Consider the following 15066-nt stretch of genomic DNA (forward strand, 5'->3'; position numbering starts at 1 on the left):
TGATACCTATATAAAATTAAAATGGGACAATTACAGGAAAAATACAAGAGCTATCGTCTTCCACAGAAGTACATGGCAGAGGGCGTGTATCCCTATTTTCGTGAAATAACGAGCAAGCAGGGCACAGAAGTGGAAATGGGTGGACATAAGGTCCTCATGTTTGGCTCTAATGCTTATACTGGTCTTACTGGTGACCAGCGAATTATTGATGCAGCAAAGGCGGCTTTGGACAAGTATGGTTCGGGCTGTGCTGGTAGCCGTTTCCTCAATGGTACTCTCGACTTGCATGTGCAGCTCGAGAAGGAACTTGCCGAATATATAGGCAAGGACGAGACATTGTGCTTCTCTACAGGTTTCTTTGTAAACTCGGGCGTTCTTGCGGTAGTGGTAGGACGTGGCGACTATATCATCTGCGACGACCGCGACCATGCAAGTATTGTTGACGGACGTCGTCTGTCGTTTGCCACACAGTTGCACTACAAGCACAACGATATGGACGATCTTGAGCGTGTGCTCAAGAATCTGCCACACGAGGCTATCAAGCTTATCGTTGTTGATGGCGTGTTCTCTATGGAGGGCGACTTGGCTAACCTGCCTAAGATTGTGGAGTTGAAGCATAAGTACAACTGCTCTATCATGGTAGACGAGGCTCATGGTCTTGGAGTATTTGGCAAGGAAGGTCGTGGTGTATGCGACTATTTCGGATTGACAGACGAGATAGACCTTATCATGGGTACTTTCTCTAAGTCAATGGCAAGTATAGGTGGCTTTATCGCTAGCGACAAAGATACTATCAACTATCTTCGTCATACATGCCGTACATATATCTTTAGTGCGTCTAACACTCCTGCTGCTACAGCAGCTGCTCTTGAGGCATTGCACATCATCAAGAATGAGCCTGAGCGCATTGAGAAACTCTGGAAGGTTACCAATTATGCATTGCGACGCTTCAAGGAAGAAGGATTTGAGATAGGCGAGACACAGAGCCCAATCATTCCTCTTTATGTACACGATGTAGACAAGACATTCCAAGCTACAGCTAAGGCTTTTGAGTATGGCGTGTTTATCAATCCGGTTATTCCGCCAGCTTGCGCACCTCAGGACACTCTTGTACGCTTCGCATTGATGGCTACTCATACTGAGGAGCAGGTAGAGCGTGGTGTGCAGATATTGAAACGTGTGTTCAAGGAGCTTGATATCATCAAGGACTAAGTAGAATTTCGTAAAAATAACGTATTCGTAACAACGTAATACATTATATAATATACGGATATAATATGCTGATGGGCATTAATAACTAAAATGATAGTTGTTAATGCCCATATTTTTTAAAGTTTTTGCTAATTTTTTTTAGCAAAATGTTTGGTAGATACAATTATTATTTATACCTTTGCACTCGCAATCGAAAAACGGGGTGTAGCGCAGTCCGGTAGCGCGCCTGGTTTGGGACCAGGTGGTCGCAGGTTCGAATCCTGTCGCCCCGACCTCTTTCGATGTAAAAGTCTCTTTAAGGTTTGTATTTAATGTCAGACTATAGAGACAAAAATGATGAAATCCTCCAACGGGGTGTAGCGCAGTCCGGTAGCGCGCCTGGTTTGGGACCAGGTGGTCGCAGGTTCGAATCCTGTCGCCCCGACAAACAAAAAAGGCTCTTCTTATTTAGAAGAGCCTTTTTTGCGTAGTACGCTCGGCATGAGCATTGTCTAACGGGTGAAAGTCCCGAGCAAGCCCTAATAGCGGGAATTGCATAGTCAAAGGNGTAGTACGCTCGGCATGAGCATTGTCTAACGGGTGAAAGTCCCGAGCAAGCCCTAATAGCGGGAATTGCATAGTCAAAGGCAAGGGTGTTCATCGCGAGATGAAATCTGAAGGAAGCCCAAGACAAACATCTGACCTAACGGACAGAAACTTCATATAAGGCATGTGACCGTGGGTGAGGTTGCTATTCAAACCAAAGCCCAATAGCTATTCGGAACGGTCGGTGTAAATGAAGTAGGTATAAGATGGAAAGACAACGCCCTTATCCGAGGAGGTCTCACGGACGCTTCAAATAGTTGTTTTTACGAAAGAAGTGGAGTAAAGCTTGCCGTGAGAAGTCAGCAGACGTCATAGTAGTGCAACAATCGATAACGTTGCACGAAGGGCTGAACCTAACAATTAAACGATAGTAATTGAAACATACCTTATGAAGGAAAGAATGCAGAAAACATTATCCCAAGTTAATGGCTGCCCCCAAAGAAATAGGTCGGAAACCGAATGGTATGGGGGAGTGCAGACCTTCATGTGGATGTGTGAAGACAACATCGTGGAAGTACCATTCGACAAGGAACACCTTTTCGAGCAAATTCTTAGTCCCACAAATCTCAATCGAGCATACAAAGCAGTTATGAGAAACAAGGGCTGTGGTGGTATCGACAAGATGTCGTGCGAGCAATTGTTCCCATGGCTCCTGACCAATAAGGATGAACTCACCCGTTCCTTGATGGACGGTTCTTACCGTCCGAACCCAGTAAAAAGGGTAGAAATACCCAAGGACAATGGCAAGATGCGCCTGTTGGGAATACCTACAGTAGTAGACCGTCTGGTGCAACAAGCCATCAACCAAGTATTGACTCCCATCTATGAGAACCAATTCTCCAAGACGAGCTACGGCTTCCGTCCGAGAAGAGGATGCCATGACGCACTACGAGGAGCGCGAAGGATAGTCAACGAAGGCTACATATATGTAGTCGACCTTGACCTTGAACGCTTCTTCGACACGGTGAGCCATAGCAAACTCATAGAAATCCTCAGCCGTACGATAAAAGACGGCAGAGTGGTCAGTCTTATACACAAATATCTCCGAAGTGGTGTAATGAACAAAGGTTTGTTTGAAGCGAGCGAGGAAGGAACTCCCCAAGGCGGTCCGCTAAGTCCATTGTTGAGTAACATAATGCTCAACGAATTGGACAAGGAACTTGAACGCAGAGAACTCCCCTTTGTGCGCTATGCCGATGACTCGATGATATTCTGCAAGTCCAAAAGGGCTGCAATGCGAGTGAAGGAGTCTATAACCCGATTTATAGAGAATACTCTATATCTCAAAGTCAACAAGGAAAAGACCGTAGTGTCGTATGTGCGCGGAGTGAAATACCTCGGCTACTCCTTTTATGTGATGAAAGGCGAATGCCAACTCACGGTGCACCCAAAGTCCAAAGCCAAGATGAAGTCAAGGTTGAAAGAACTGACAAACCGCAGCAATGGATGGGGATATGCCAAGAGAAAGCAGAAGCTGAAAGAATACATACGAGGTTGGGTCGGCTATTATCACTTTGCCAATATGAAGCGTCTCTTGCTTGTAACAGACGAATGGTTAAGACGTAGAATACGCATGTGTATATGGAAAGCTTGGAAGAAAGTCAAGACAAAAGTGGCAAACCTCATTAGATGCGGTATCAATAAATACCAAGCATACGAATGGGGTAACACTCGCAAGGGCTATTGGCGAATAGCTGACAGCCCTGTTCTAAAAAGGGCGATAGATAACAATAAACTACGCTCCGCAGGGTATGCTACTTTAATGGAGGCGTATCTCGAATGGTATCCAAAATAGGAACCGCCGTATGCGGAACCGCACGTACGGTGGTGTGAGAGGTCGGAAAACGAAAGTAGGAAGAAAACTGCTTCGTTTTCCTCCTACTCGATTTGTATGTTGCTATACTTATTTCATTATCTTGACAGTCTTGCTGCCTTGCTTCATGATATAGAGACCCTTGGCATTGCCATTAACCTTCATACCCTGGAGGTTGTAGAATGTTGCAGGTTCGTCGGCATTGGCATTTATACCCTTAATGGCTGTTACAGTAGCATCAACGAAAGAGTCGTATGTCACCTTCATGTATGGTAAGTATGCATCCTCGTCAGAGTCGTAATCCGACTCAATGTCTTCGGTCATCTCTCCGTGAGGTCCATCGTACTTGTATTCGTGCTTAATGCCATCAACAAGTACAGCACCAGTTTTGCTGTTTTCGGCATACATATTCTCTTCCGAAGTTTCCCATTCTTCTTGTAGGATGCTATTGCCATGGTCATCAAACTTCTCTTCAATATAGTTGGCGCTTACTACCTGGTTATAATTATAAATATACATACCATATCGGTAGCTTCCGTTGTTGTCTGTGAATTCCAACTTTTCCTCTGCATATATCACAGAAGCTGGGTATCCATCATATGTGACTCTGATGGTGAAGGCTCCATTGTCCTTTGCGTCTACATTAAACTTTAATGTAATATCGTCTTCAGGAATAGTGCATGACTTCAGTTGGTTGGTTTCACTGATAAGGTCTAACGGGTCGGTACTGGTTAATTGTCCATCCGACTTAGTCCAAGTCATGTCGGTGTATGTCTCTGTTATGCCATATGTTGCATCGTCCTCGTCATAACCATAGCATGTGATGGTTGTAGGAGCATTTCCGCCATTGGCATATTCAATCTCCATACGTTCGCTTTCGGCGTATTCGCCACCGCTCATTGTGTATTTGGTCAGTTTGGTAATATTGCCATTGCTATTTCGCTCGATAGTTGTGTAGTTGGAGCCTCTACCAGTCGTTGTGCCACCTTCTCCATCGGATACTTTAGATTCATATTTTGTGGTATATCCAGTTTGCTCGTCATATTCCTGAACACGTTCCGAGTAAGTTTCGTATGTTTTACCGTCCTCAGAAATAGACATAATTTGGTGGGTTATTTGACCTTTAGAGTTGTATGTATTCTCGAGCTTTGTAAAGTCACCACCTGCATCAAGTACCTGAGTCAGTACAAGACCTTGTGCATTGTAGGTATAATTGTTCTCTGCATCCTTATCCCAACCCTCATCGTACGAGTACTGGATGTCGTGCTGTGGTTTCCATATAGCAGCCTCATTGGCACGTTTGGCGCGCATAGTCTTAATTGTTGCCGGCATGGTTTTAACGGCATGCATATTCTTTTCAAACTTCTCAAGCAGAGCTTTAGTTTTTACTGGCAGTATGTTCTTGTCGGCAGATGTCTGTGCAAAAGCGCCAGTGGCGACGAATGTAGCCGTAAGTACGGCAAGTGTAAAATTTTTCATAAGCATTGAATTTTTTTGTTTGTGATATTGAGTTATTTTATAATCTTCTTTCCGTTTATGATGTATATGCCGTGGGGTAGTGTGGCGGTATCCGATTGAGCAACCTTTACACCTTGCAATGTGTATACTCCGTTGGCGTTATGCTTGCTTTTCTGTTGTATTGTGCAGTGGCTTATTCCTGTTGAAACATTTGTAAAATCGTCGGCAACAACCTTTGAGTCGGGCATATACTCATTGTCGTTGTAGCTGAAAGTCCATGTAGTGGTCTGGGTTATCTCGCCATGTTCTCCACCGTAAACGTATTCGTTGCGTATGCCGTCGGCAATCTTAGCGTTTTCAATGCCGGTTTGCGACACATTGCGACTTTCGTACAACACAATGTTTTTATGGTCGTCGTATGAAGTCTCAATTATTGTACCCTGATATAGATCGTCGTCGGTTGCGGCATTGCCCTCAATATTGAAATAGAAGAGATCGCTGTATTTGAAACTGCCGTTATCATCCAAAGTCTCGTATTTCTGTATTTCCTTCTGCGACTTTAGACTTTCGGCTGTGTATGTCTGCTCTACCTCATACGAGCCGTTGCCCTTGTCTGTAGCTGTTAGGAGAATATCGCCATAGCTATCGCTTTTAATAGTTGCCGACTCCAGGAAGTTGCCGTTAGTAAACCAGTTGGTAGAGTAGGCACCAAGGTATTCGCCTGTGTTTTTTGCCCATTTCAGATCCACGTATTTGGCAGATGTAGTTAGCGTGCTACCATTAGATGTTTGGTATTCGTATGAAACGGGAGCCTTGCTTGTACCATTATATGTGAACAGACTCTTTATCTGGTCAGTGTAGTGGTCGGGAGCATCAAGAATCGACTTAGTTATGCTTGTAACTCTGCCTTGGTTGTCGCGCTCAATAGTTCGTTTGTAGCAACTGCCATAAAAGTGTTGCCACTCTCCGTTGCTGATGGTACTAAAGAAAAAAGACGTGGCAAGGTCGTGGATATAAGGATCGTATGTGTATTCTTTCATCATACGAGGTTTTAGTTCGTCCGAACCATTGTCTGTGCGATAAGTGGTTTCGGTAAGAAGCTGTCCATTTTCGTCGTATGTGCTTACAATCTTTATCTTCTGTTTTCCATCGTCGGATAGTGATACAAGTATATTGCCAGATGTATTATATGTGTAATAGTGTTCAGAGTCCTTAGTCCAACTATCGTTGTCATTGGGCATATAAAGAGTTTCGTGTGATGGCTTCCATAAGTCGTTGGCTTCTTTGGCGGCCGTCTTTATCTTTTGTGTATCTATTAGTTTGCTTTGCAGTAGGCTTGGTATCTGTGCAGAAGTGCTATAAGTGCAACCCAATGCTAAAGCAACAGAAAGTGTAAATTTTCTCATAATCTTTACATTTTATTGTTTGTTGTTGGTGAACGATGATGCAAATGTAATAAAAATAATTATAAATGCAATAAAATGTAACGAAAAATATAAATAATATTGTAAATAGACATAATTATGTCTTTATGTAACAAAAAGCGGAGGCCTATGTCCTCCGCTACCTTATTATATATATTACTGAACTTGCGAAAGTTCGGTTCATAATATACAGTAGTTCATTGAATACAGTATTTCGTTAAATATAGTACTCATTGAATACAGTAGAATAAAATACCACGTGTCAAGGATTTTTATAACAATCCATTACACGTTCTTCAAGATGTCAAGCAAGTGATCCCATACCATTTGTACGGTTGGGATATACAGGCGCTCGTCTGGTGTATGAACATCGCGCAGTGTAGGACCAAACGAAACCATGTCGAGGTTAGGATAGCGCTCTGAGAACAATCCGCACTCAAGACCGGCGTGAATGCCCTTAACGATAGGCTCTTTGCCGAAGAGTTTCTTATAAGACTCAACTGCAACCTTTGTGAGTTTGCTGTCTGGGTTCATCTTCCATGCAGGATAGCCGTCGCTCATCTTAACCTCGGCACCGGCGAGTTCGAAAGCTGCCTTAACGGTGTTGGTTTCGTTCTCGAGGTTGCTCATAACGTTAGAGCGCTGCGAAGTAACGATATTTATCTCGTTATCAGAAGTAGCTACGCTTGCCACATTGTTAGATGTCTCAACCATATATGCAAGAGCCTCGTCCTGGCACATAGCAAACACGCCATTGTCAACAGCCTGCATAGCAAGTATGAAGCGATGGCTTACGCCCTTTTCGATAACGGCAGTTGCTTCTGCGCTTTCGAGATTGAACTCCATTGTTGTATCAGAAACGTGATATTCTTCCTCAACATTGGCAGTAAATACGTTCCAGTCTACACGTATAGTTTCCTTCTCGCTTGCAGGTACAGCAAATACGATAACACCATCGCGAGGAATAGCGTTGTGCAACTTGCCAGAGTTGAATGATGCAAGATGTAGATCCATCTTCTCCTGCTCCTTGTAAAGGAAGCGTGTGAGAATCTTTATGGCATTAGCGCGCTTCTTGTTGATATCGTCGCCAGAGTGGCCACCCTTCAAACCCTTGATAGAAGCCTGGAGGAAGAAGTAACCCTCAGGAGCTTGCTCGCGTGTGAATGTAAACTTGGCAGATGTTGTCTTGCCACCAGCGCAAGAGATAAAGATCTGTCCCTCGTCCTCAGAGTCGAGGTTGATAAGCATATCGCCCTTCATGAAACCAGCCTTCATGCCCATAGCACCAGTGAGGCTTGTCTCCTCATCGCGTGTGAAAACACACTCGATAGGTCCATGTTCTATATCGTCGCTGTCGAGGATAGCCAACTCAATAGCGCAGCCAATACCGTCGTCTGCACCAAGTGTTGTGCCTTTAGCTGTAAGCCACTCGCCGTCAACGTATGTCTGGATAGCATCTGTTTGGAAGTTGATGTCAACGTCTACAAGCTTGTCGCATACCATGTCCATGTGGCTCTGAAGGCTTACCATAGGAGCATTCTCGTGCCCCTTGGTGGCAGGCTTTCGGATAATGACGTTGCCAGTCTCGTCTACCTCGTGCTCAAGGTTGCGCTTCTCGGCAAACTCCTTAAGATAATCAATCATCTTCTCCTCGTGCTTAGAAGGACGAGGAATCTTGTTGATTTCAGCAAACTGCTCGAATACGCGAGCAGGTTTCAATTCACAATTACTCATTTTTTCTTAATTTCTTTATGTTGAAACAATATTAATCTGAATTTTCAATAATTTATTTTGATATGCGGCGGATTTACTATACCTTTGCAGCGAGTAATTTGTTTCGCTGTGCTTTGCCCGCTGGGGTGGGGTATGTCGAAACCATATATAATATATAAGGTATAACAAATATATTGGATGTGGTTTGCTGCATTCCGATACAAAGTTAGTAAAAATGATTAAACTTTTGCTTTTAAGCCTGTTAATTATTGCTATAGCATTTGCATTGCTTTCAATAAAGTTGCTGCTCAAGCGCAATGGTAAGTTCTCGTCACAGCACGTACACGACAATCCGGGTTTGCGTAAACTCGGAATACACTGTGTTATGGATCAAGACAGAGAGGCAAGAGACAAGAACAGAGCCTATTAAGAGTTTTGACTTTTGAGTTGAGAGTTTTAATTCAATTTGATAATAATAAATAATAGATATGAACAAGAAAAACATTTTTGGTACACTTGTCGTTGCAGCTATGGCAGCAATGACAATGACTTCTTGCGACAAGTCAAAGTCGCAGACAGATGACAAACCAGTTGCTACACAGACAGCTTCTACTGACACAAAGGTTGCCTTTGTAGAGGTAGACAGCATTATGTCACAGTATAAGTTCTGTAAGGACTATTCGCTTATTCTTCAGAAGAAGGGTCAGAATATCCAGAACACTCTTGCACAGAAGCAGCAAGCTCTTGAGGCAGCAGCTGCCAACTTCCAGCAGAAGGTACAGCAGAATGCATACACACGTGAGCAGGCACAGCAGATACAGATGTCTCTTCAGAAGCAGAACAATGATCTTCAGGCTCTTAACCAGCGTCTAAGTTCTGAGTTCCAAGCAGAGACAGAGAAGTACAACAACGCTCTGCGCGACTCTATCCAGCACTTCCTCGCTGTATACAATAAGGACAAGAAGTACAGCCTTATCCTTTCAAAGGCTGGCGATAATATCCTTTATGCTGACAAGACACACGACATCACCAACGAGGTTATCGCAGGTCTTAACAAGGCTTACAAGCAGGCTCCTAAGGAGGCAAAGGCTGCAGATACAAAGAAGAAGTAATAAATACATTATATAATAAGTAGCGCCGCCGAAGATATTATCGTCTTCGGCGGCGCTGTCTTTATAAGCTATAAGGATAAGTGGGGTGTTGTTTCTGCTGTGTGTTATTTGCTGAAGATCAGTCACTCAACGTGGTTGTGCTGCTGATCTTGTGCCCGACAGCATCGGCTAAGAAAAAGACCGACAGCCTGGAGATTGTAAAGCTCAAGAGCAAGATAGAGCATGTGATTATTACAAACGGACAACAAAAAAACAACATCATCTATACTTAAAGTAAGACGATGTTGTTTTATGTTATTCCTTATTCTGCTGCATCTTCTCGCGCAACTCCTTCAGATTGAGCTTTCGATGTGCCTTGACACGGTCGAATCCCTGTCCGTATACACCTACAACGGCCGACTGTGCTACGAAGGCATTAGGGTCTATCTCATCAATTAGTTCGAAGATAAAGTTCGACTCGCTCTTCTTTGCTATGCAGAATATCACCTTGATGTCTTTCTTCGTAAAGAATCCGCTACCGTTTAGCATAGAGCAACCTCGGTCGGCTATCTCGTTGATGGCCTCGCCTATCTCCTGATATTTGTCAGAGATGATGAAGAACTGCACACTTTGGCGCAACGAGTTTACCAAATGGTCTACAACAAACGAGATGACAAACAGTAGCACGTAGCCATATAGTACCTTCTCCCAGTCTTGCAACACTACATACGAAGATGTAATAATTGTAAGATCGCAGAACAGGATGATGTGGCCTAACGAAACATCGCGATATTTGTGTATCATAGCCGCTATAACGTCCGAACCACCAGTAGAGCCTCCTGCAGATAGACCCATACCAATGCTTGTACCCAAGAACACAGCTCCTACCATACATGCCATAAACTTTTGGTCGGCAAGCAGATGCAGTCCTGGAGGTATAACGCTCTGCAGTATAGCCGAGCCTACTGTGAATACTACTACTCCATAAATAGTTTTGGCACAAAAGTGCCATCCTAGTACCTTTAAGGCTATAATTAGCAGCACGCCGTTAAGCGCAAAGAAGGTGTTTTGTACTGGGATGCCAGTTCCCCAATACACAATCGATGCCACACCCATAATGCCGCCAGTGGTTATCTCGTTTGGCAGCAGGAATAGGTTGAGGCCGATAACGCCTAACATCATTGCGATAGTGATGATGCCATAGTCGCGCAACTGGCGCAACAACTTACCTTTGTTTCTTCTTGATTGCATAAATTGTGGTATCTTTAGATTAGTTTCATTTTTATCTCTGTATGCAAAGTTAATAAGAATAAATAAAAACGGCAAGAATTTTTGCTGACAACGTTTTGTTGGATAGTTTAATTTTCTGTTTAGGAGTTGGAAAATAATGAAATCGTAGTGTTTGGCAATATTAGTATCTTATAAAAAATATCTTTAAAGAGACGTACGTATTTCATTAAAAAGTTGTATCTTTGAAATTCAAAATACTTCCAATCAATATAATGCTATTGGATGATTACGAAAGAAGACAGATATGACAAAGAAACAACTATATACCTACGTACTCGACTATTTTCGACAGCTTCATCCCGAGGTTACAACCGAGCTTGAGTTTGGTTCCATATTTCAGTTGCTTGTAGCCGTTGTGCTTAGTGCGCAATGTACCGACAAGCGTGTCAATCAGGTAACACCCGAGTTGTTTGCACATTATCCTGACGCTCAATCTATGGCTGAGGCTGATGAGGCAGAGATATACGAATATGTAAAGAGCGTGAGCTATCCCAATGCCAAGGCACGTCATCTTGTAGAGTTGTCGCAGATGCTGGTTAATGATTTTATGGGAGAAGTGCCAGCCGACTTTGACAGCTTGCTTAAGTTGCCTGGTGTAGGTCGCAAGACAGCTAATGTTATGCAGGCGGTTGCTTTTGGACAGGCGGCAATGCCAGTAGACACTCATGTGTTTAGAGTCAGCCATCGTCTTGGACTTGTTCCGCGTACAGCCGACACTCCTTTTAAAGTAGAGCAAGAACTTGTAAAGCATATTCCGGCATCTGATCTTGCTCGTGCTCACCATTGGCTTTTGCTTCATGGCAGATATGTATGCACATCGCGCAAGCCGCATTGCGATAAATGCGAATTGGCTAATGTGTGTCCCAAGCGTATTGAAGGTTCCAAACTGCAGAAGTAATGTATATGAACAGCACGTTGCAGCTTAATCCGCTTGTCTGGGTTGTGGCAATGCTTATCTTAGGCATTGCCTTGGGCGATGTGCTTGCCGATGTTGTGGGTGTGCGTATATGGCTTGGCATCTTTGTTGTGGCTGTGGCTGCGGCATTTGTAGCCTATAACACTAATGTAAGGCCAATGGTGCAAAGCCTCATGCTTTTTGGCTGCATCATAATAGGTGGCGCTTTGCGCATGAGCATGAGTGTAGAACGGTCGCATTTCTATTTTATCCAAACCTCCGAACCTTTCTCGGCTGTAGTGTCTTCATTGCCGGTTGAGCGCACAAAGACATTGCGTTGCGAGTTGACAATAGCCGACGGACGTTTTGCCGGTCATCGTGTATATGCCTATCTACCTAAAGGCAAAGATGCGAACAACATATCTGCTTTGTCTATAGGCGATGGCATTGTTGGCTATACGCAATTCTTGGATATTGACGATTATTCAAGCCAACATGGTGCATATAATAAAGGTGGAGCATATAATATAGCAACCCACTTCGACTATCAGCGTTGGCTAAAGGTTCACGATATTGTGGCGCGTTGCTTTCTGCGTGATGGAGCATGGCAACGTGATGTTGTACAACTTGACCATTTGTCGGGAGTGCAACGTGTGCAACTTAGGTGCATGACATTGCGCGAGAAACTGCTTAAGCGTTATCGTGAGCTTGCCATATCCAATGAGGCATATGGAGTAGTGGCAGCTATGACACTTGGCGACAAGAGCAGTCTTACGGCCGAGTTGCGCGAAAGTTTCTCGGTATCAGGTGCTTCGCATGTTTTGGCACTATCGGGTCTGCATCTTGGCATACTATACGCTTTGCTTGTAATGATTTTCGGTAGAAGGAGGCATAACATACTGATGTCGGCATTCATCATTATTGCCGTATGGGGATATACAGCAATGGTTGGCATGCCATTGAGTTTGCTGCGTTCGGCTTTTATGCTCACATTGTTTACGTTTGCACAGATGTTGCAGCGCAATAATATGTCGCTCAATTATCTTGCCTTTGCAGCATTGGTGTTGTTGCTTGCCAGTCCGTGGAGCTTGTGGGATGTAGGTTTTCAGATGTCCTTCCTTGCTGTTCTTGGCATTCTGTTGTTCAACGAACGGTTGCGTGTGTTTGTAAGCCATAAATATCTTGAAACACATCCATTGGTTAATTGGTGTTTCTCTATGATAGTTGTTTCGTTGTCAGCTCAACTTATGGTTGCACCGCTCGTGGCATATTACTTTGGACGTTTCTCATGCTATTTTCTTCTTTCCAATTTCATAGCCATCCCATTGGCAACAGTCCTTATTTATCTATCGGTAGTTATGTATGCGTTGTTCTTCGTTCCATGTCTTCAGGGTTTGGTTGCAATAGCTGTAGGATGGATTGCTAAGGCATTGACATTGTCGCTTGCTTGGGTGTCATCGTTGCCGGCTGCAAGTGTCGACGGTATTGAGCTTAGCAATGTGCAGCTATGGCTTGTCTATCTTGTTGTGGCAGTGGTGTATGCCTTGCTGTTCTATTTGGAGAAGATTTATAAACCCTTTGACAATTTCCGACCGAGAGTATAATTGTTCCAATATTGCCGAACCGGCACCATTTTGTCTTGAAGCCTCATTATTTTGTTTTACGTGTTTGCCGAATCCAAACACATAGGTAGCTCCCAATTTTATATAGCAATGACTATCCACTCCATAACCAGACTGCTTGCGGTCGAAATACTTGCTGTTCATCTCATTACTTGAATTCTTCCAACTCCATGTGAATGGATTTGCAATCAAAGCTGATACATAAAACGATTATATCCTGCCGCAAATTACTAAAAAAGCATAGCTGCGGCAGAATATAGTATATTGTATTTTGCCGCAAACTATATTTTTTGTACTTTTGCGGCAGAATATAATAAGTTTTGAGACTATGATAGTAGGAAGAAAAGAGGAAATTGCAGAATTAGAAAAGTTGTATTACAGTGACCGACCTGAGTTTGTCGCCGTATATGGCAGACGACGTGTGGGCAAAACGTTTCTTATCAAACAGGCACTGAAGGATCGCATTACCTTTCAGCATACAGGGGTTTCGCCAGTTGACCAAGATAGTGACAAAAGTCGGATGAAGGTTCAACTGGAGAGCTTCTATTATGCGCTTCTTAATCAAGGACTTGAGGGATATAAACAACCTAAGTCTTGGATGGAGGCATTCTTCCAGCTGGAACAGTTGTTGCAGCACTTGGATACAGGTGAGCGGCAAGTTGTCTTTATAGATGAACTGCCATGGATGGATACGCCTAGGTCTGGCTTTCTTCCTGCTTTCGAGAACTTTTGGAATGGATGGTGCAGTGGCAGAGATAACATCATGCTGATCGTTTGTGGCAGTGCTACCTCATGGATTCTTAGCAATTTGTCGAGAAACAAAGGTGGACTTTATGGCAGATTGACTGCGGAAATCAAACTGTCTCCTTTTACCTTGCGAGAGTGTGAGGAGTATTTTGAGCATGCTCAAATCCAAATGAGCCAATATGATATCTTGCAAAGTTATATGGTGTTTGGAGGCATACCTTATTATATAAGCTATTTCCAAAAAGGATTGAGCTTCGAGCAGAATGTGGATAAGATTCTGTTTGGTAGCAAGCCTCGTTTGCGTGATGAGTTCAACCGACTTTTTGCTGCCATCTTCAACAATCCAGAGGAAAGCAAGAAGGTAGTCAGGCAGTTGGCTACTCGTCATGCAGGTTTCACTCGTGAGGAAATCAGTAAAGCCACCGGTATTCCTTTGGGTGGTGGATTAACGAATACGCTTGCAGCTTTGGTGGAGAGTGATTTTATTAAGAGATATCATCCTTATGGTAAGGCGAAGAGTGTGGAATGCTATAAGTTGATGGATAATTTCTGCCTCTTTTGGCTGAAATATGTGAAAGCTAATGCATGTGATGCAGGTTTTGCCAATGATAACATGACTTCAGACATTCTGAAGGCTTGGCATGGGGTGGCTTTTGAGGAGGTTTGTTGGCAACATATAGAGCAAATCAAGCGTGCTCTTCAGATTGCTGGTGTCAAATCTTCTGTTTCTGCCTGGAGTGTGAAGGGAGATGATGAACAAGAAGGCGTGCAGATTGACTTGTTGATTCTTAGGGATGACAACGTGGTCAATTTGTGTGAGATGAAGTTTGCCAGTGCTCCTTATCATATAAGTAAGGATGAAGAAATGCGTTTGCGCCATCGCATAGAGGCATTGAAGAGCACTTTGTCGCCCAAACAGACTGTTCATCTTACGATGATTACCACTTATGGCGTGGCGTATGGCAAGCATAGTGGAATTGTGCAGAAAGAAGTTACAATGGAGAATTTATTTAAGTGATAATATAGTATTGCCTTTGGTCTCGTCAACGCACAAATGCTATCCAAAATATTACTTGCTCATTTAATATATATTACTTGCCCATTTAATATATATTATTTGTCCATTTAATATAATATAAATTGCTAAGTAATATAAGGCTCTTTTGGGGGTAAAAAACGATAACGTTATCGTAAGCCGATGATAACGTATTCGTTT

At 43.3% G+C, this 15066-nt stretch carries 12 protein-coding genes and 2 tRNA genes; 10 read left to right on the forward strand and 4 right to left on the reverse strand.

Annotated features, from left to right (window positions below; genetic code table 11):
* Nucleotides 1-21 precede the first annotated feature (21 nt).
* The 4 genes from spt (at nt 22) to ltrA (ending at nt 3592) form a co-directional block, all read left to right on the forward strand.
* Nucleotides 22-1212: a serine palmitoyltransferase gene (spt, locus tag C9991_RS13305; RefSeq protein ID WP_106813013.1), complete on the forward strand. Its 1191-nt coding sequence runs from the start codon at nt 22-24 to the stop codon at nt 1210-1212.
* A 198-nt stretch (nt 1213-1410) separates the two neighbouring features.
* Nucleotides 1411-1484 (forward strand) — tRNA-Pro (locus C9991_RS13310).
* 78 nt (nt 1485-1562) lie between these two features.
* Nucleotides 1563-1636, forward strand: a tRNA-Pro gene (locus C9991_RS13315).
* A 549-nt stretch (nt 1637-2185) separates the two neighbouring features.
* Nucleotides 2186-3592 carry a group II intron reverse transcriptase/maturase gene (ltrA, locus tag C9991_RS13320; protein ID WP_106810824.1) on the forward strand — a complete coding sequence of 469 codons (1407 nt, stop codon included), beginning with the start codon at nt 2186-2188 and terminating at the stop codon, nt 3590-3592.
* A 108-nt stretch (nt 3593-3700) separates the two neighbouring features.
* Here ltrA and C9991_RS13325 read toward each other — a convergent pair whose 3' ends face one another.
* From C9991_RS13325 to C9991_RS13335, 3 genes are all read right to left on the reverse strand, one after another.
* Nucleotides 3701-5089, reverse strand: coding sequence for a hypothetical protein (locus tag C9991_RS13325; protein ID WP_157949480.1), 1389 nt, complete (start codon nt 5087-5089; stop codon nt 3701-3703).
* A gap of 32 nt (nt 5090-5121) precedes the next feature.
* On the reverse strand, nt 5122-6474 hold the full coding sequence (locus C9991_RS13330) for a hypothetical protein (RefSeq protein ID WP_157949481.1): 1353 nt from the start codon (nt 6472-6474) through the stop codon (nt 5122-5124).
* Between the two features lie 303 nt (nt 6475-6777).
* A complete protein-coding gene (locus C9991_RS13335; protein WP_106813016.1) occupies nt 6778-8226 on the reverse strand; it encodes an aminoacyl-histidine dipeptidase in 1449 nt (482 codons plus the stop codon).
* A 214-nt stretch (nt 8227-8440) separates the two neighbouring features.
* Between C9991_RS13335 and C9991_RS13340 the strand changes: the two genes are divergently transcribed.
* From C9991_RS13340 to C9991_RS17185, 3 genes are all read left to right on the forward strand, one after another.
* Nucleotides 8441-8635 carry a hypothetical protein gene (locus tag C9991_RS13340; RefSeq protein ID WP_106813017.1) on the forward strand — a complete coding sequence of 65 codons (195 nt, stop codon included), beginning with the start codon at nt 8441-8443 and terminating at the stop codon, nt 8633-8635.
* Nucleotides 8636-8693: 58 nt separating this feature from the next.
* Nucleotides 8694-9317: an OmpH/Skp family outer membrane protein gene (locus C9991_RS13345; protein WP_106813018.1), complete on the forward strand. Its 624-nt coding sequence runs from the start codon at nt 8694-8696 to the stop codon at nt 9315-9317.
* Nucleotides 9318-9454: 137 nt separating this feature from the next.
* On the forward strand, nt 9455-9589 hold the full coding sequence (locus tag C9991_RS17185; RefSeq protein ID WP_255414802.1) for a hypothetical protein: 135 nt from the start codon (nt 9455-9457) through the stop codon (nt 9587-9589).
* Nucleotides 9590-9611: 22 nt separating this feature from the next.
* Here C9991_RS17185 and C9991_RS13350 read toward each other — a convergent pair whose 3' ends face one another.
* Nucleotides 9612-10547 (reverse strand): YitT family protein, encoded by a 936-nt coding sequence (locus tag C9991_RS13350; protein WP_106813019.1) that lies wholly within the window; start codon nt 10545-10547, stop codon nt 9612-9614.
* Nucleotides 10548-10830: 283 nt separating this feature from the next.
* On the opposite strand from C9991_RS13350, the gene nth reads away from it, so the two are divergent.
* The 3 genes from nth (at nt 10831) to C9991_RS13365 (ending at nt 14868) form a co-directional block, all read left to right on the forward strand.
* Nucleotides 10831-11484, forward strand: a complete 654-nt coding sequence (nth, locus tag C9991_RS13355; RefSeq protein ID WP_106813020.1) for an endonuclease III — start codon at nt 10831-10833, stop codon at nt 11482-11484.
* A gap of 5 nt (nt 11485-11489) precedes the next feature.
* The gene (locus C9991_RS13360) at nt 11490-13085 is read left to right on the forward strand and encodes a ComEC/Rec2 family competence protein (protein WP_157949482.1); all 1596 of its coding nucleotides are present in this window, start codon (nt 11490-11492) and stop codon (nt 13083-13085) included.
* Nucleotides 13086-13431: 346 nt separating this feature from the next.
* Nucleotides 13432-14868 (forward strand): AAA family ATPase, encoded by a 1437-nt coding sequence (locus tag C9991_RS13365; protein WP_106813022.1) that lies wholly within the window; start codon nt 13432-13434, stop codon nt 14866-14868.
* Nucleotides 14869-15066 lie beyond the last annotated feature (198 nt).

Source organism: Prevotella merdae (genome assembly GCF_900290275.1).
GTDB lineage: Bacteria > Bacteroidota > Bacteroidia > Bacteroidales > Bacteroidaceae > Prevotella > Prevotella merdae.

Bases quoted from the DNA above. Each gene is read 5' to 3' on its own strand.
- C9991_RS13365 (WP_106813022.1), top strand. From the start codon at position 13,432: ATGATAGTAGGAAGAAAAGAGGAAATTGCAGAATTAGAAAAGTTGTAT.
- C9991_RS13325 (WP_157949480.1), bottom strand. From the start codon at position 5,089: ATGAAAAATTTTACACTTGCCGTACTTACGGCTACATTCGTCGCCACT.
- C9991_RS13350 (WP_106813019.1), bottom strand. From the start codon at position 10,547: ATGCAATCAAGAAGAAACAAAGGTAAGTTGTTGCGCCAGTTGCGCGAC.
- C9991_RS13340 (WP_106813017.1), top strand. From the start codon at position 8,441: ATGATTAAACTTTTGCTTTTAAGCCTGTTAATTATTGCTATAGCATTT.
- ltrA (WP_106810824.1), top strand. From the start codon at position 2,186: ATGAAGGAAAGAATGCAGAAAACATTATCCCAAGTTAATGGCTGCCCC.
- C9991_RS13360 (WP_157949482.1), top strand. From the start codon at position 11,490: ATGAACAGCACGTTGCAGCTTAATCCGCTTGTCTGGGTTGTGGCAATG.
- spt (WP_106813013.1), top strand. From the start codon at position 22: ATGGGACAATTACAGGAAAAATACAAGAGCTATCGTCTTCCACAGAAG.
- C9991_RS13345 (WP_106813018.1), top strand. From the start codon at position 8,694: ATGAACAAGAAAAACATTTTTGGTACACTTGTCGTTGCAGCTATGGCA.
- C9991_RS13330 (WP_157949481.1), bottom strand. From the start codon at position 6,474: ATGAGAAAATTTACACTTTCTGTTGCTTTAGCATTGGGTTGCACTTAT.
- C9991_RS13335 (WP_106813016.1), bottom strand. From the start codon at position 8,226: ATGAGTAATTGTGAATTGAAACCTGCTCGCGTATTCGAGCAGTTTGCT.
- nth (WP_106813020.1), top strand. From the start codon at position 10,831: ATGACAAAGAAACAACTATATACCTACGTACTCGACTATTTTCGACAG.